Genomic DNA, 11,513 nt, shown 5'->3' on the forward strand with positions numbered 1-11,513 from the left:
CGTCAGGGAAGCATCGCCATGGCCGGTAGTGCAAAACAGCAAGGCATCATTCGCACCGGTATCGGCGGATGGACCTACGCGCCGTGGCGCAACAACTTCTATCCCGAAAGGCTGCCGCAAAAGCAGGAGCTCGAGTACGCGAGCCGGCATCTGCGTGCCATCGAGATCAACGGCACCTATTACCGCGCGCAGAAACCAGCCACGTATGCAAGCTGGGCGGCGACGGTGCCCGATGATTTCGTGTTCTCGCTGAAGGCGCCGCGCTACATCGTCGAGAGCAAATCACTGGCGGCGGCCGCCAAGGGAGCAAAGAGCTTCATTGACGGTGGACTGGCCGAGCTGGGCCCCCATCTCGGCCCCCTCTTATGGCAGCTGTCGGAACGCCGGGCCTTCGACGCTGACGATATCGAAGCCTTCCTTGACGCCTTGCCGCTCAAGCTGGATGGCACGCCCTTGCGCCACGTGCTTGAGGTGCGGCATCCAAGCTTCCTCGACGAACGCTATGTCGCCCTGGCGCGAGCGCACACGATACCGACGGTCTTTACCGATTCGGACGATTACCCTTCGATCGCCGACAGCACGGGCGATTTCCGCTACGCGCGATTGATGCGCAGCGTGGACGATGCGCCGACGGGCTATGCCCCGGCAGCACTCGATGCCTGGGCAGCCCATGCGCACACGTGGGCCAGGGGCGATGACGTCGCCGAGCTTCCGCATGTCACGAACATGGCGAAGCATGCCGCGCCGATGGACGTGTTCGTCTTCTTCATCGGCGCGGCGAAACATCGAAACCCAGCAGCAGCCATGGCGCTGCAGGAGCGCATCTAGCTCACGGGCACCAGTTCGCGACGCGCCTGCATCGCAAGTTCGAACGAGTATTTGCGGGCCTGGTGGTCGAATACGTTGGCGGTCACCATGACTTCGTCCGGTCGATGGCGCTCGATGAAAGCCGCCAGGCCATCGCGTACCGTCGACGGGCCACCGACGACCGCGCAGGCAAGCGCTCGCTCCACGCCAAATTTTTCCGGCGGCGTCCAGTAGCTTTCGATGTCGTCGATCGGGGGCGGAATCAGACCGGGGCGACCACGTCGCAGATTGATGAAGCTCTGCTGCTGCGTGGTAAACAGGCGCCGCGCTTCGGCATCGCTGTCGGCCGCGACGACGTTGAGTCCCAGCATCACGTGCGGGCGTGCGAGGCGTTCGGAAGGCTGGAAGTCACGGCGATAAAGCGCTGACGCCTCGTCCATGGCATCCGGCGCGAAATGGGACGCAAAGGCAAACGGCAAGCCGAGCATGGCGGCGAGCCGTGCACTGAACAGGCTCGATCCCAGCAGCCACACAGGCACATCGATGCCGGCGCCCGGCACGGCGCGAACGGCCTGGTCGGCCGTCGCTGGCTCGAAGTAGGCAAGGAGTTCAGTGACGTCTTCCGGGAACTGCTCGGCGCTGTCGAAGTAGCGACGCAAGGCGCGAGCCGTGGGCTGGTCAGTGCCGGGAGCACGGCCCAGTCCAAGGTCAATACGCCCGGGATACAACGACGCGAGCGTTCCGAACTGCTCGGCCACCTGCAGCGGCGCATGATTCGGCAGCATGATGCCGCCGGCACCCACGCGGATGGTCGAGGTACCGCCTGCGATATGCCCGATAAGGACGGCCGTGGCCGCGCTGGCGATGCCCGGCATGTTGTGGTGTTCGGCCAGCCAGTAGCGGTGGTAGCCCAGGCGTTCGGTCGTGCGCGCCAGATCGAGGCTGTTGGCAAACGCATCGGTCGGGGTGCACCCCTGGGTGACCGGCGCCAGGTCGAGTACAGAAAAGGGAATCATGCTTTCGTCCTCGGTAACAAGCCAACACATCTGGGGTCGCCCCGCCGGATCACCAGCCCCCACCCCACCAAAGCGAAAACGTGGGAGACTTCGCAAGTTCAGAATTCGGTCGAAACCCGACCCTAAATATCTGCGGACCCCTGCCGATAACCCCGTTGGGAGACCGCGTCCGCGCGGCACGGGGGGAATAAAAACAATGATCTGGTCCTGGCGGCGACTCTTTTCGCAACCCGCGGCGCCCGAGCGGCGGCCGCGCCCACCTTTGCGCGCGCCGCAGGCGGCCCAGTCGGGCCTCGCGGGGGACGGCGTCTCATCGGCGCAGGCGCTGATGGGCGACCTGGAAGACCGCTTCCACCGCTTCATGCTGGGGCTGCCCGACTACGTCGACCGCGGCATCGACAACGGTGAACCGGCACTGTTGCGGCGCATGCAGATCGTCAGCGAACGCTTCGACGTCCGCAGCCTGCCCCGCCTGCCTGCCGTCCTTCCGCAACTGCTCCACGCACTGAAAAACGACAACGTGGCCGGCGCCGAACTGGCACGCCTGGTCGGTCGTGACCCGATGCTGGTGGGCGAAGTCATGCGCGTCAGCCGCAGCATCTATTACCGCACCCTGCACTCCATCCAGAGCCTGCAACACGCCGTGGTATTGCTTGGCCAGGACGGCCTGCGCCGCGTTGCCACCCAACACATGATGAAACCCATCCTCCAGGCCAGCGCCGGTGCGCGCGGGCTGGTGGCGGGCCAGCGCCTGTGGGACCACGCCGAACGCTGCGCCCACGCCAGCGCCTTTCTCGGCAAATACGCCGGATGCGATCCGTTCGAGTCGTACCTCGCAGGCATCGTATGCAACACAGGCACCGGCGCCATCATCCATCTGCTCGACGCGGAAGAAGTGACGATGCCGGAGCTGCTGAGCGCGGACTTCCTCAACGCCTGTGCCGGGCTCTCGCATCGATTGACGTTGCGGGCGGCCCGGCACTGGGAGTTGCCGGAAAACGTCATTCGCGCCTTGTCCGAACAGGGCGAAAGCGACACGAAGCGCTCGCCATTGGGCAAGACGCTTTACGTGGCTAATCGCCTCGCGATGGCGCAACTGCTCGGCGACCACCACATCCTCGAATCCTGCCCGGACCTGAGTCAGGTGTGGCCGGATCAATTCGCACCGACGCAAGTGGCGCGGTGCCAGCAGGATCTGCAGCACCAGTTCGATCATGCGGAGACGTCGAAGTACGCGATTTGAGGGGAGCTGCTCCCTGCGCACGCTGTGAGGCTGCCCGCTGTGCGGGCTGTGAAGAGTGAACGGGGAAGAGCAGGCTGTCATGCCCTCTCTTTTCCCTGTTTACAGGCCGCGCCAGCGGCCGGCTTTACAGCGAACGCAGTGAGCGACTTCACAGCACGCACAGCAGGCGGCCTCACAGCGAGCGCAGCGAGCTAACTTTCCCCGGGATGCCTCGCCAGCCACGCCGCGAGAGCCTCCCGGTACTTTTCCAGCGCCTCGTCGTACAAGTCGTAAATGCACGGCACGCAACCCTCGCCGCAACAATCGATGGCATCGGGTTCAACGGGGCGTTGCGGTCGGGGATCGTCCGCCGGAGGCGTGTGTGCCTCTGGCGGACGCGGTGTATCGGAATCGCTCAATGGTTCAACCTGCCGGCTTGCGGAAGCGGTACACGAACTGATCGGTGTGACCGCGGATGGATTTGTCGAAGACCTTGATGTTGTGCGGGTCGGCAGGATTGCGCAGCACGCTGCTTTCGCCTTCGTACTTGAAGCCCGCCGCTTCGACTTGTTTCTTCACGATCGCCGGATCGATGCGATGCAGGGTATCCGTATCGCGCATCCCCGATCCCGCTTCGGCGACGTGATCGACGATCACGAACAAACCGCCCGGCTTCAGCGCATCGAACACCTGCTTGTTCAGGACGGCCGGATCGACTTTGCCCATGAACTTGTCCGGATAGTCGTGGTAGTTCTGCGAGGTGAAGACCAGATCGACCTTTTCCGGCGCACTGAGTTGATTGGCAGGCTGGGTCGCCACGCTGACATTGGCGTAGTGCGCATCCTTGCTCAGCGCATTCGATGCGGCGACGTCGGATTCGGACTCCTTGGCGTACTCATTCGGCCACACCACGAAAACGTGTCCGGTCGGCCCGACGACCGCACTGAACACGCGCGTGAAGTAACCACTCCCCGGAATCAGCTCGAGGACTTTCTGCCCCGGCTTCACTTCGGAGAAGGCCATGAGCTGGGCGATCTTTCGACGATCGTCGTTGGCTGCGTCATCCTTGCGCGCCGGGTCGGCCACGGCTGCGGAAACGAACGAAGGAATCTTCGGTGCGGCCTCCGGCGATTTGGCAAGAACCCCGGCGGAAAACGAGATCGCAATCAGTGCAGCAAGTACGGTGGTACGCATGGACGGACTCCGTGGCACTTGGGGGGAAAGGCATTGTGCGCCTAATGCCCGTGCGCCGCGGCCATGACCTTCGGCACGAGGCCGTCATCGCTGCACCGCATCAAACGGGCCGACTGCGCCAGAGCCAGGGCATCCAGGCCAGCAGGCCCGCCACGGCGACCAAGGTCACCACGTGGACGAGCATCGGCGCTCCGGACACCACCTCGGTCATCACGCCGGCACGCAGCAAGCGATTGAAGCCAAGCATGAGCACGACCCCGGTGACACCGATGCCCGCCAGCGTCAGCGCGATGCAGCAGACCCAGCGCCGGGACCACCCACGTGTCGCAGCCCAGCCCGCCCACATCGGCGGCAAGGTCAAGGCCACTACCGTGCAGACAGCAGCCACTCGCCAGGCGGGAGCTCCGCTGGTGAGGAGGCGGACAAGCACCATTTCGTCGCCGCCACCCATGGCAACCGTGAATAGCCGCGCAAACGGGTTGGCGGCGAAAATGAGCGCCAGGGCCAGCAGGCCGCGCGAAGGCCCTGCCCCACCCATGAGCACCAGGCCCAGCCACATCAGCGCATACGAGAAGACCGGACCCGCTGCCGTGGGCCACAGGCTGTCGCAACCGGGCACGTTCCAGCTGTTGAAATCACGCACGGCCCACTGCCCGCAAAGGAACCGGCCCGTGATCGTATGGGCCAGTTCGTGCGCTTCATGCACCACGAGAATCAAAAGCACGAAGGCAAACCACCATTGCCAGCCAGGGCGCCGCACGGGCGTCGTGATTTGGGGGTTCATCCATGGACTCTCGCGGCAAGGGAACGGTAAATCAGATGCGCGCCGACCTTATCGCGTTGCCATGACGGGCGGCATCGGCTAGTCGGCCAGGTTCCGGCTGACCAGTATTTCGTACGCCGACTCACCCGGAAAACTCCGCAACAAGGCGAGGCGACCCACCTGCCAGCGGATGGGTGCGATCTCCGATGCGTCTGGGCGTTTTGCCTTTGCATAGGCCACCGTCACATGCGGGACGAAGTGCTGCTCATGCCTGACGCCCGGCACATGCTTCACCGCCTCCGCAAGGTAACGCCACCACGCCCGAAACGCCGGCGGTGAATCGCTGCCGGTCAGGAAGCACGGCGGACGGCGCCCGGGAAAGCTTGCGAATCGATCCAGCACCCACGTGACGGGTTGTGCCGGAACATCGCGCACGGTGTGCCGGATCACGTCGAACCCTGCGTCAGGCACTTCAGCAAACTCGCCAAGGAACAACGCCGTTGCGTGATAGCGCGCGGGGGCGACCCAGCTTGCCTGCAGGGAAGCATGGCTGGCACGGAGCGACCGGACGCGTTCGGCCATCGCGTCGCGAACGTCGTCATCCGGCACCATGGCGATGAAAAGGCGGAAACGGTTTTGACGGGTGGCGTCGTGCATGCGTCCCCTCACGATAGCGGTGGCCTCCTTGCCCCCTTGCGGATGAGGCCGGTGCCGGGAGTAAGCTGGCCACGAGACTTTACAGCTCGCCAGCGCGAGCAGCGTCACCGCTCCAGATTCGGATTCATGGATGCATCACGCGCAGGAAGCGCCAAGCCGCCGAGCCCCCACCCCGGCGCCCGCCATTGCAAACCGAAGCAGGAGGTTCCATGGCAAGTGTTGCCCGCATCGACAGCCATCCCATCGCCAACATCAATGTCACGCCGCTGGTCGACGTTCTGTTGGTCTTGCTCATCATCTTCATGATCACGGCCCCGGTCATCACGCACCGGACACGCATCGACCTGCCCACGCCAAACCGAACGACGACCGTTGACGACGCGGAGCGCGTCCCGTTGCAGATCCGTGCGAATGGCTCGGTCTACTGGAACGGCACGCCCGTCGACGCCGATCAATTGCGAGCCCAGATGGCCGTGCTGGCACACATGTCGGGCGATGCAGTGCTCGTCCTTAGCTCCGACGACGGCACGCCCTACGACGACTTCGCCAGGGTTCTGGCCATGGCAAGGCAGCAAGGACTGGGTCGCTTCGACTTCGCCGACCAGCCGTAACGAACGCTTCCATGACCTGGCATGCCCCGGTGCCGTCCGGGGCATAGCCTTCATGCTCACCTCCCCGCGGGCAGCATGTCGATTTGCGCCCTGCCCATCCGTCAATGACAGGCAACACGCCAAATCCGGCGACCGTCCTGACCCGCGAGGTAACCGTCATGAGTTCACGCTTCCAGCGCATCACGCCGTTCCTGTGGTTTGACCACCAGGCTGAGGAGGCCGCGACCTTCTACGTCTCGGTATTCCCGAATTCCCGCGTCGTGAAGGAAACACGCTACACGGCCGAATCGGCCCAGGCGTCGGGGCGGCCCGAAGGCTCGATCATGACGATCGACATCGAGCTGGATGGACAGCGTCTGACGGCCATCAATGGCGGCCCGATCTTCAAATTCACTGAAGCCTTGTCGCTGGTCATCCATTGCCAGTCGCAGGCCGAGGTCGATCATTACTGGCATGAGCTGACGCGCGGCGCCGATGAGCGCGCGCAGCAATGCGGCTGGCTGAAGGACCGCTACGGCGTGTCGTGGCAGGTCGTACCCGATCGACTGATCGAGCTGCTCACCGATCCGTCAAAAGCAAAACCGGTGACCGAAGCGATGATGCAAATGAAAAAGATCGATATCGCCGCGCTGGAAAAAGCCGCTGCCTGATCAGCGCATGTGCACCCAGTGCACGTAAAGTCCGCCGGCCTGGTCCTCGTCACGTTGGCCAGGCCGGCTTTCGACGACGGCACCCCAGGCGCTTTGCAGTCGATCGCCAAGATGACGATCGACGCGAACGGATTCGCCCTTCGGCAGCGTGTAGTCCGAAATGATCACCACGGCCTGATCGCGCTCCCAGACCAGGCGCGCCGGCTTGCCCGTGGATGCACCCCAGCCGACGTGGATCTGCACGTTCTGTTCGGGAAAGGCGCCCCGGTTATCGAGCGACCAGCTTTCGGTCTTCTTGAGCAGCGCATCGAGGCGCGGATCGCTCCAGTCGACAACGTTTCGGGGAGAGGACGGCTTGTGCATGAATGATGGGTACCTGCAGATCAGTCGCACATCCATGTCCCGCCATGTCGGAAGACCGGCGGACGGGGTGCCTTGATGGAATATCGGCACCCCGAAGTGAAACTTGAGTCACATAATCGCGCCCGGCAGCGAAGCCAGGCGCGGGATTCGGCATCAGGCACGCTTGAGGAAGCACACCTTCAGCACCAGCCCTTTGATCTTGTCCGAGTTGCCTTCGATGTGTTCGGCATCGCCGTCCACGAGGCGAATATGGCGGATGACCGTGCCCTGCTTGAGCGGAATCGACGAACCCTTGACCTTGAGGTCCTTGATCACGACCACGCTGTCGCCGGCCTTCAGGACGTTGCCATTCACGTCGCGGACCACGAGCTCCTCGTCGCCCGATGTGGCCGTCGGCGACCATTCGTGACCGCAATCCGGGCAGATCAGCAGTTCGCCGTCGGGATAGGTGTGGTCCATGCCGCACTGAGGACAGGAAGGCAGGTCGTTCATCGACGGGTCGCTCCGGGAAACCGTCGATTATAGGTCGACGGGACCGCCCGCCTTGGCTGAGACGTCGATTTCTTAGGCATCTGCGACAAATTGCGCCAGATCCGGCAAGGAGTTTTCTCTGTAGTTTCGGTGAGTTGCCCGATTGCCCCACCTGATTCACACGCGAATCTTAGAAATAGCTTAGTCTTTGCTTAGGGAAGGTAAGGGGGTGGCTCGTGTCAGGAAGCGCGGGAAATGGTTCGCAAACTGAAAGTTGCCCAGGACAATGCCTGGTTGAAGCTCTACGGCCCCACGGGGCGCGTCAGGATCTGGCTTAACGCCGCCTGGAATTTTCTTACCCACTGCTTAGGCATTGGCGTCCTTCGCTCACCCGCGCATCATGCGGGCGCCGACGCCAAGACCGTCGAACGCCGGCGCCTGGCCGAACTCAAACGACATGGCGCGCGCGTGCCATCCGTCCTGGGTGAGGGCAAAGACACCCTCCTGCTTACCGATCTGGGCAGCACGCTCGCGAGCCAGCTGCGCCAGAACCCCGATGAGCACCACCGCAACGCCATGGTCGCACGCGTGGCTCGCGCCATTGCAGACGTCCACCGGCGAGGCGCATACCTCGGCCAGGCTTTCCCGCGCAACATCACGCTGCGGGGCGACGATGTGGGCTTTATCGATTTCGAGGAAGACCCGGGCGACATCATGAGCGTCGCGGAAGCCCAGGCGCGTGACTGGGTCATGTTTTCCGCTGGCGTGGCCAGGTTCTACCGTCATCGCGAAAATGACCTGGCCGCGATCCTGAGCCACGCCGCGCGCGACGAGGCGCACGAGGTCAGGCTGCTGGTGGCTGGCACCGCGCATCGACTGAGTTTCCTGGAAAGTCGATGGCTGCGCCTTCGCTCGACAGCTGCGTTTCGCGCAGCCATTCGCGCCATGCGTACTGCCTTTGCATCGCACGACAGGCGCGAGGCCATGCAGAGTTGAAAGGACGCGCGCATCGCAGGCGCCCTGCATTCGATCAGATCGCCCCCAGCAACAACAGGATGATCAGGATCACCACAATGATGCCCAGGCCACCGACCGGCCGATAACCCCAGCTGCGGCTGTAAGGCCACGCCGGCAATGCACCGATCAGCAGCAGCACGAGAATGATGAGCAGGATGGTCGAAAGGGTCATGTCATCTCCTTGATGGCTCCCTGTTTTCAGATGCCACCGTGCGTGGTCCGGCGTCCACTGCATGTACGACGCGCGTGAATCCATGACTCACGCGCGTGATCGCTCCATCAAGCGTTCATACATGGCTGCACGAGCCCGCCACACACATGAACTGATCTGCTTCCTGTTGACAACGGCTTCGCCTGCCACTCACTTTTGCGTGGCTAGGGTCGCTCCTCACATTCACCGCACGAGGAGCAACGCCATGACCCAGGATCACGACATCAAAGTGCTCAACGACCTGATCGAGACCACCATCGACAGCGCCGACGGCTATAAGGAAGCAGCAAAGGATGCCAATAACGAGGCGTTCAAGGACATCTTCATGCGTCGCGCCAAGGAGCGCGTGGAGATCACGCATCGACTTCAGTCAGCCGTGCGACAGGCCGGCGGCAAACCCCAGGACGATGGCACCGTGCTTGCGGGCGCCCATCGCATGTTCACCAATCTGCGTGCATCCATGACGAAGGGCGACACGGCTGTGGTTGATGAGGTCGAGCGCGGTGAAGACCACATCAAGGCCCGTTTCGAGAAGGCGATCAATGACAATGATCTTTCGACCGTTACCCGCTCCGCCATCGAGCAGGCCTACGGTCCGATTCGCAGCGGCCACGATGAGATGAGCAAACTCAAGCACGCCCTGCACGCGTCGCGTCATTGAGCCGGCGGGCCTGTCCATGATGCCAGCCGCAGCGGATAGGCCTGCAGACGCTCACGCCAATGCCTGAGGTCGCTCTGGCGCAGCTGCTCCCGCAGCTGCGCCGGTGCGAGTCCGAGGAAACGCCGGAATGCATCCGTCATATGGCTATGGCTGCTGAAACCCAGATCGCACGCCATGGCAGCGAGATCGTCTTCCCCATCCCCCAGCCGCCCTACCGCCGCGCCCAGTCGCTGCTGGAGGCGAAACTGTCTTAGTGACTGGCCGGTGGCTGCCCTGAAGACGCGGCAAAGATGGAAGGGCGAGCAACCCACCAGCCGCGCAAGCGTCGCAATATCCACGTTCTCGTCGGCATGCCCCACGATCGCTTCCTCGGCACGCGACACCTGGCGCATTTCAACGCTGCTCTGCGATGAAACCTGCAACAGGCAGGCCAGCGCATCGTAGAGTGCGTCTTCCGCGTCGGAGGTCGCTCCACTCTCCTTGCGGATGCCCTGCAGCAACTCCACGTGCAGGCGCTGGAACTGCAGATCATGGGGCAATGCACGACTGGCTTCGGACGCGAGCCCTTCCTCTCGCAGCGCATCGCGCGTTGCATCGTCCATCCAGATATCCGTGCAACAGTCGCAGCCATCCGTATCGGGATGGGTGACGTGGTACTCCATGTGCTTGTCGATCATGACGGCCTGCCCTGGCCGGGCCAGTCGCGTCTTGCCTTTGACGTGCAAGGCAAATGAGCCGCGTCGCGTGAAAATGATGCGGGCCGGTTGATCGCCCTGCACATAGCCGCAGTCCACGCGCGGAAACTGACACACGTGATTGATCACGATGAAGTGAGGTGTTTGCAGCACGGTCTGCATGATCGACATGGCGTCGCCTCCACCTTTGCCGCCCGATCATACGCCCGCGCGAGGGGCACGGCGCACCCGCCATGGCGCACGTTTCTGGAAGCGCGGAACGATTACTTGTGCGGCGCCGCCCGACGGGCCATGGCCGCAAGTTTCTGGAAGCAGGCCCGCCCCGTGGACGCGCAATCTGCGCGCACCCCGACGGCCTGAGCGACCCGCGGGAGTCCCACCGTCCCCACCCGGTTCCGGCCCATCGCTCACTTCAAGGAGGACACCATGCGCAAGATACTCTGCACACTGATGGCGTTCTGCGGCGTGCTGTCGGCCGCCAGCGCCCAGCAAGCCCCGCTCCCCGGTTTTGACCTGAACCTCGCGGTATACCCGAAGGACTCGCATCCGTTCGGCGTCAGCGTCCAGGGCTGGGGCGAACGATCGGTCCAATGGATCTATGCCCAGCCCTTCGCACACAACCCCTTCTTCGATCCGACCGGCGCTGACTGCGCGGTCGGCCAGAGTGGGCCCGTGTGGTACCTGGCGCCCATCGCGTCGATGGCACCGGGCAACTTCACTCGAAGCTGCACCATCCCGCGCGGCAAGGCCATCCTGCTGGCCGCCATGTTCGTCAGCGATACCTATCCCTGCCCCGACCCGAGCTTTCAGCCACCGCCGGGCGTCTCGCTGTACGACTTCCTGGTGGCCGACAGCAAGACGTACATCATGATGTCGAAGCTTAATGTCACGCTGGACGGCTGGCCGATCTTCAATCCTTCCGACTACTCATACATTTCGGAGAACCTGCTTTCCATCAAGGGCGACCCGAGCCTGCAAAGCACCTTCGATCCTTGCATCACATCATCCTGGCAACCGGCCATCATGAACGGCACGTACCTGCTATTCCGCCCTCTCCTGCCGGGCAGCCACACGATCGTGCGCAAGACGACCGACACCAAGGGCATCACCAATACGTTCACTTACTACCTGACGATCAAGTAGCCACGCAAAAGGAAACGCCCGGCTTGCACCGG

16 protein-coding genes are annotated in these 11,513 nt (G+C 63.3%); 7 read left to right on the forward strand and 9 right to left on the reverse strand.

Annotated elements, in window-relative coordinates; all coding sequences use genetic code 11:
• Positions 1–18: 18 nt before the first annotated feature.
• Positions 19–828 (forward strand): DUF72 domain-containing protein, encoded by an 810-nt coding sequence (locus EYV96_RS06155; protein WP_131150569.1) that lies wholly within the window; start codon positions 19–21, stop codon positions 826–828.
• Here the strand turns inward: EYV96_RS06155 and EYV96_RS06160 are convergent.
• Entirely contained in the window at positions 825–1,823 is a 999-nt protein-coding gene (locus EYV96_RS06160) for an LLM class flavin-dependent oxidoreductase (RefSeq protein ID WP_131150570.1), read from the reverse strand. The genes EYV96_RS06155 and EYV96_RS06160 overlap by 4 nt on opposite strands.
• A 196-nt stretch (positions 1,824–2,019) precedes the next feature.
• On the opposite strand from EYV96_RS06160, the gene EYV96_RS06165 reads away from it, so the two are divergent.
• Positions 2,020–3,066 carry an HDOD domain-containing protein gene (locus tag EYV96_RS06165; protein ID WP_131150571.1) on the forward strand — a complete coding sequence of 349 codons (1,047 nt, stop codon included), beginning with the start codon at positions 2,020–2,022 and terminating at the stop codon, positions 3,064–3,066.
• A 191-nt stretch (positions 3,067–3,257) separates the two neighbouring features.
• On the opposite strand, the gene EYV96_RS06170 is transcribed toward EYV96_RS06165, so the two are convergent.
• The 4 genes from EYV96_RS06170 to EYV96_RS06185 form a co-directional block, all read right to left on the reverse strand.
• Positions 3,258–3,464 carry an oxidoreductase-like domain-containing protein gene (locus tag EYV96_RS06170; RefSeq protein ID WP_131150572.1) on the reverse strand — a complete coding sequence of 69 codons (207 nt, stop codon included), beginning with the start codon at positions 3,462–3,464 and terminating at the stop codon, positions 3,258–3,260.
• A gap of 4 nt (positions 3,465–3,468) precedes the next feature.
• Positions 3,469–4,239 (reverse strand): class I SAM-dependent methyltransferase, encoded by a 771-nt coding sequence (locus tag EYV96_RS06175; RefSeq protein WP_131150573.1) that lies wholly within the window; start codon positions 4,237–4,239, stop codon positions 3,469–3,471.
• 100 nt (positions 4,240–4,339) lie between these two features.
• On the reverse strand, positions 4,340–5,023 hold the full coding sequence (locus tag EYV96_RS06180) for a hypothetical protein (RefSeq protein ID WP_131150574.1): 684 nt from the start codon (positions 5,021–5,023) through the stop codon (positions 4,340–4,342).
• 78 nt (positions 5,024–5,101) lie between these two features.
• A complete protein-coding gene (locus tag EYV96_RS06185; protein WP_131150575.1) occupies positions 5,102–5,659 on the reverse strand; it encodes a 2'-5' RNA ligase family protein in 558 nt (185 codons plus the stop codon).
• Between the two features lie 209 nt (positions 5,660–5,868).
• On the opposite strand from EYV96_RS06185, the gene EYV96_RS06190 reads away from it, so the two are divergent.
• Together EYV96_RS06190 and EYV96_RS06195 are read left to right on the forward strand one after the other, a co-directional pair.
• Positions 5,869–6,270 carry an ExbD/TolR family protein gene (locus EYV96_RS06190; protein WP_240732352.1) on the forward strand — a complete coding sequence of 134 codons (402 nt, stop codon included), beginning with the start codon at positions 5,869–5,871 and terminating at the stop codon, positions 6,268–6,270.
• A gap of 158 nt (positions 6,271–6,428) precedes the next feature.
• On the forward strand, positions 6,429–6,920 hold the full coding sequence (locus EYV96_RS06195) for a VOC family protein (RefSeq protein WP_131150576.1): 492 nt from the start codon (positions 6,429–6,431) through the stop codon (positions 6,918–6,920).
• Here the strand turns inward: EYV96_RS06195 and EYV96_RS06200 are convergent, their stop codons facing one another.
• Complete coding sequence (locus tag EYV96_RS06200; protein ID WP_131150577.1) at positions 6,921–7,283, reverse strand: hypothetical protein; 363 nt, start codon at positions 7,281–7,283, stop codon at positions 6,921–6,923. It abuts the gene before it with no gap.
• A 153-nt stretch (positions 7,284–7,436) separates the two neighbouring features.
• Positions 7,437–7,775 (reverse strand): zinc ribbon domain-containing protein YjdM, encoded by a 339-nt coding sequence (locus tag EYV96_RS06205; protein ID WP_131150578.1) that lies wholly within the window; start codon positions 7,773–7,775, stop codon positions 7,437–7,439.
• 234 nt (positions 7,776–8,009) lie between these two features.
• Between EYV96_RS06205 and EYV96_RS06210 the strand changes: the two genes are divergently transcribed.
• On the forward strand, positions 8,010–8,750 hold the full coding sequence (locus EYV96_RS06210; protein WP_131150579.1) for a lipopolysaccharide kinase InaA family protein: 741 nt from the start codon (positions 8,010–8,012) through the stop codon (positions 8,748–8,750).
• Between the two features lie 34 nt (positions 8,751–8,784).
• On the opposite strand, the gene EYV96_RS06215 is transcribed toward EYV96_RS06210, so the two are convergent.
• Complete coding sequence (locus tag EYV96_RS06215; protein WP_131150580.1) at positions 8,785–8,943, reverse strand: DUF3309 family protein; 159 nt, start codon at positions 8,941–8,943, stop codon at positions 8,785–8,787.
• A gap of 244 nt (positions 8,944–9,187) precedes the next feature.
• On the opposite strand from EYV96_RS06215, the gene EYV96_RS06220 reads away from it, so the two are divergent.
• Positions 9,188–9,643: a PA2169 family four-helix-bundle protein gene (locus EYV96_RS06220; RefSeq protein WP_131150581.1), complete on the forward strand. Its 456-nt coding sequence runs from the start codon at positions 9,188–9,190 to the stop codon at positions 9,641–9,643.
• Here the strand turns inward: EYV96_RS06220 and EYV96_RS06225 are convergent.
• Entirely contained in the window at positions 9,637–10,509 is an 873-nt protein-coding gene (locus tag EYV96_RS06225) for a helix-turn-helix domain-containing protein (RefSeq protein WP_131150582.1), read from the reverse strand. The two genes, EYV96_RS06220 and EYV96_RS06225, sit on opposite strands and share 7 nt — an antisense overlap.
• A gap of 255 nt (positions 10,510–10,764) precedes the next feature.
• Between EYV96_RS06225 and EYV96_RS06230 the strand changes: the two genes are divergently transcribed.
• The gene (locus EYV96_RS06230; RefSeq protein WP_131150583.1) at positions 10,765–11,481 is read left to right on the forward strand and encodes a hypothetical protein; all 717 of its coding nucleotides are present in this window, start codon (positions 10,765–10,767) and stop codon (positions 11,479–11,481) included.
• Positions 11,482–11,513: the final 32 nt, after the last annotated feature.

The organism is Dyella terrae (genome assembly GCF_004322705.1).
Lineage (GTDB): Bacteria > Pseudomonadota > Gammaproteobacteria > Xanthomonadales > Rhodanobacteraceae > Dyella_D > Dyella_D terrae.

What these genes read in the sequence shown, in the direction of transcription:
- EYV96_RS06155 (WP_131150569.1), top strand. Translation starts at nt 19, where the DNA reads ATGGCCGGTAGTGCAAAACAGCAAGGCATCATTCGCACCGGTATCGGC.
- EYV96_RS06160 (WP_131150570.1), bottom strand. Translation starts at nt 1,823, where the DNA reads ATGATTCCCTTTTCTGTACTCGACCTGGCGCCGGTCACCCAGGGGTGC.
- EYV96_RS06165 (WP_131150571.1), top strand. Translation starts at nt 2,020, where the DNA reads ATGATCTGGTCCTGGCGGCGACTCTTTTCGCAACCCGCGGCGCCCGAG.
- EYV96_RS06175 (WP_131150573.1), bottom strand. Translation starts at nt 4,239, where the DNA reads ATGCGTACCACCGTACTTGCTGCACTGATTGCGATCTCGTTTTCCGCC.
- EYV96_RS06180 (WP_131150574.1), bottom strand. Translation starts at nt 5,023, where the DNA reads ATGAACCCCCAAATCACGACGCCCGTGCGGCGCCCTGGCTGGCAATGG.
- EYV96_RS06185 (WP_131150575.1), bottom strand. Translation starts at nt 5,659, where the DNA reads ATGCACGACGCCACCCGTCAAAACCGTTTCCGCCTTTTCATCGCCATG.
- EYV96_RS06190 (WP_240732352.1), top strand. Translation starts at nt 5,869, where the DNA reads ATGGCAAGTGTTGCCCGCATCGACAGCCATCCCATCGCCAACATCAAT.
- EYV96_RS06195 (WP_131150576.1), top strand. Translation starts at nt 6,429, where the DNA reads ATGAGTTCACGCTTCCAGCGCATCACGCCGTTCCTGTGGTTTGACCAC.
- EYV96_RS06200 (WP_131150577.1), bottom strand. Translation starts at nt 7,283, where the DNA reads ATGCACAAGCCGTCCTCTCCCCGAAACGTTGTCGACTGGAGCGATCCG.
- EYV96_RS06205 (WP_131150578.1), bottom strand. Translation starts at nt 7,775, where the DNA reads ATGAACGACCTGCCTTCCTGTCCTCAGTGCGGCATGGACCACACCTAT.
- EYV96_RS06210 (WP_131150579.1), top strand. Translation starts at nt 8,010, where the DNA reads ATGGTTCGCAAACTGAAAGTTGCCCAGGACAATGCCTGGTTGAAGCTC.
- EYV96_RS06215 (WP_131150580.1), bottom strand. Translation starts at nt 8,943, where the DNA reads ATGACCCTTTCGACCATCCTGCTCATCATTCTCGTGCTGCTGCTGATC.
- EYV96_RS06220 (WP_131150581.1), top strand. Translation starts at nt 9,188, where the DNA reads ATGACCCAGGATCACGACATCAAAGTGCTCAACGACCTGATCGAGACC.
- EYV96_RS06225 (WP_131150582.1), bottom strand. Translation starts at nt 10,509, where the DNA reads ATGTCGATCATGCAGACCGTGCTGCAAACACCTCACTTCATCGTGATC.
- EYV96_RS06230 (WP_131150583.1), top strand. Translation starts at nt 10,765, where the DNA reads ATGCGCAAGATACTCTGCACACTGATGGCGTTCTGCGGCGTGCTGTCG.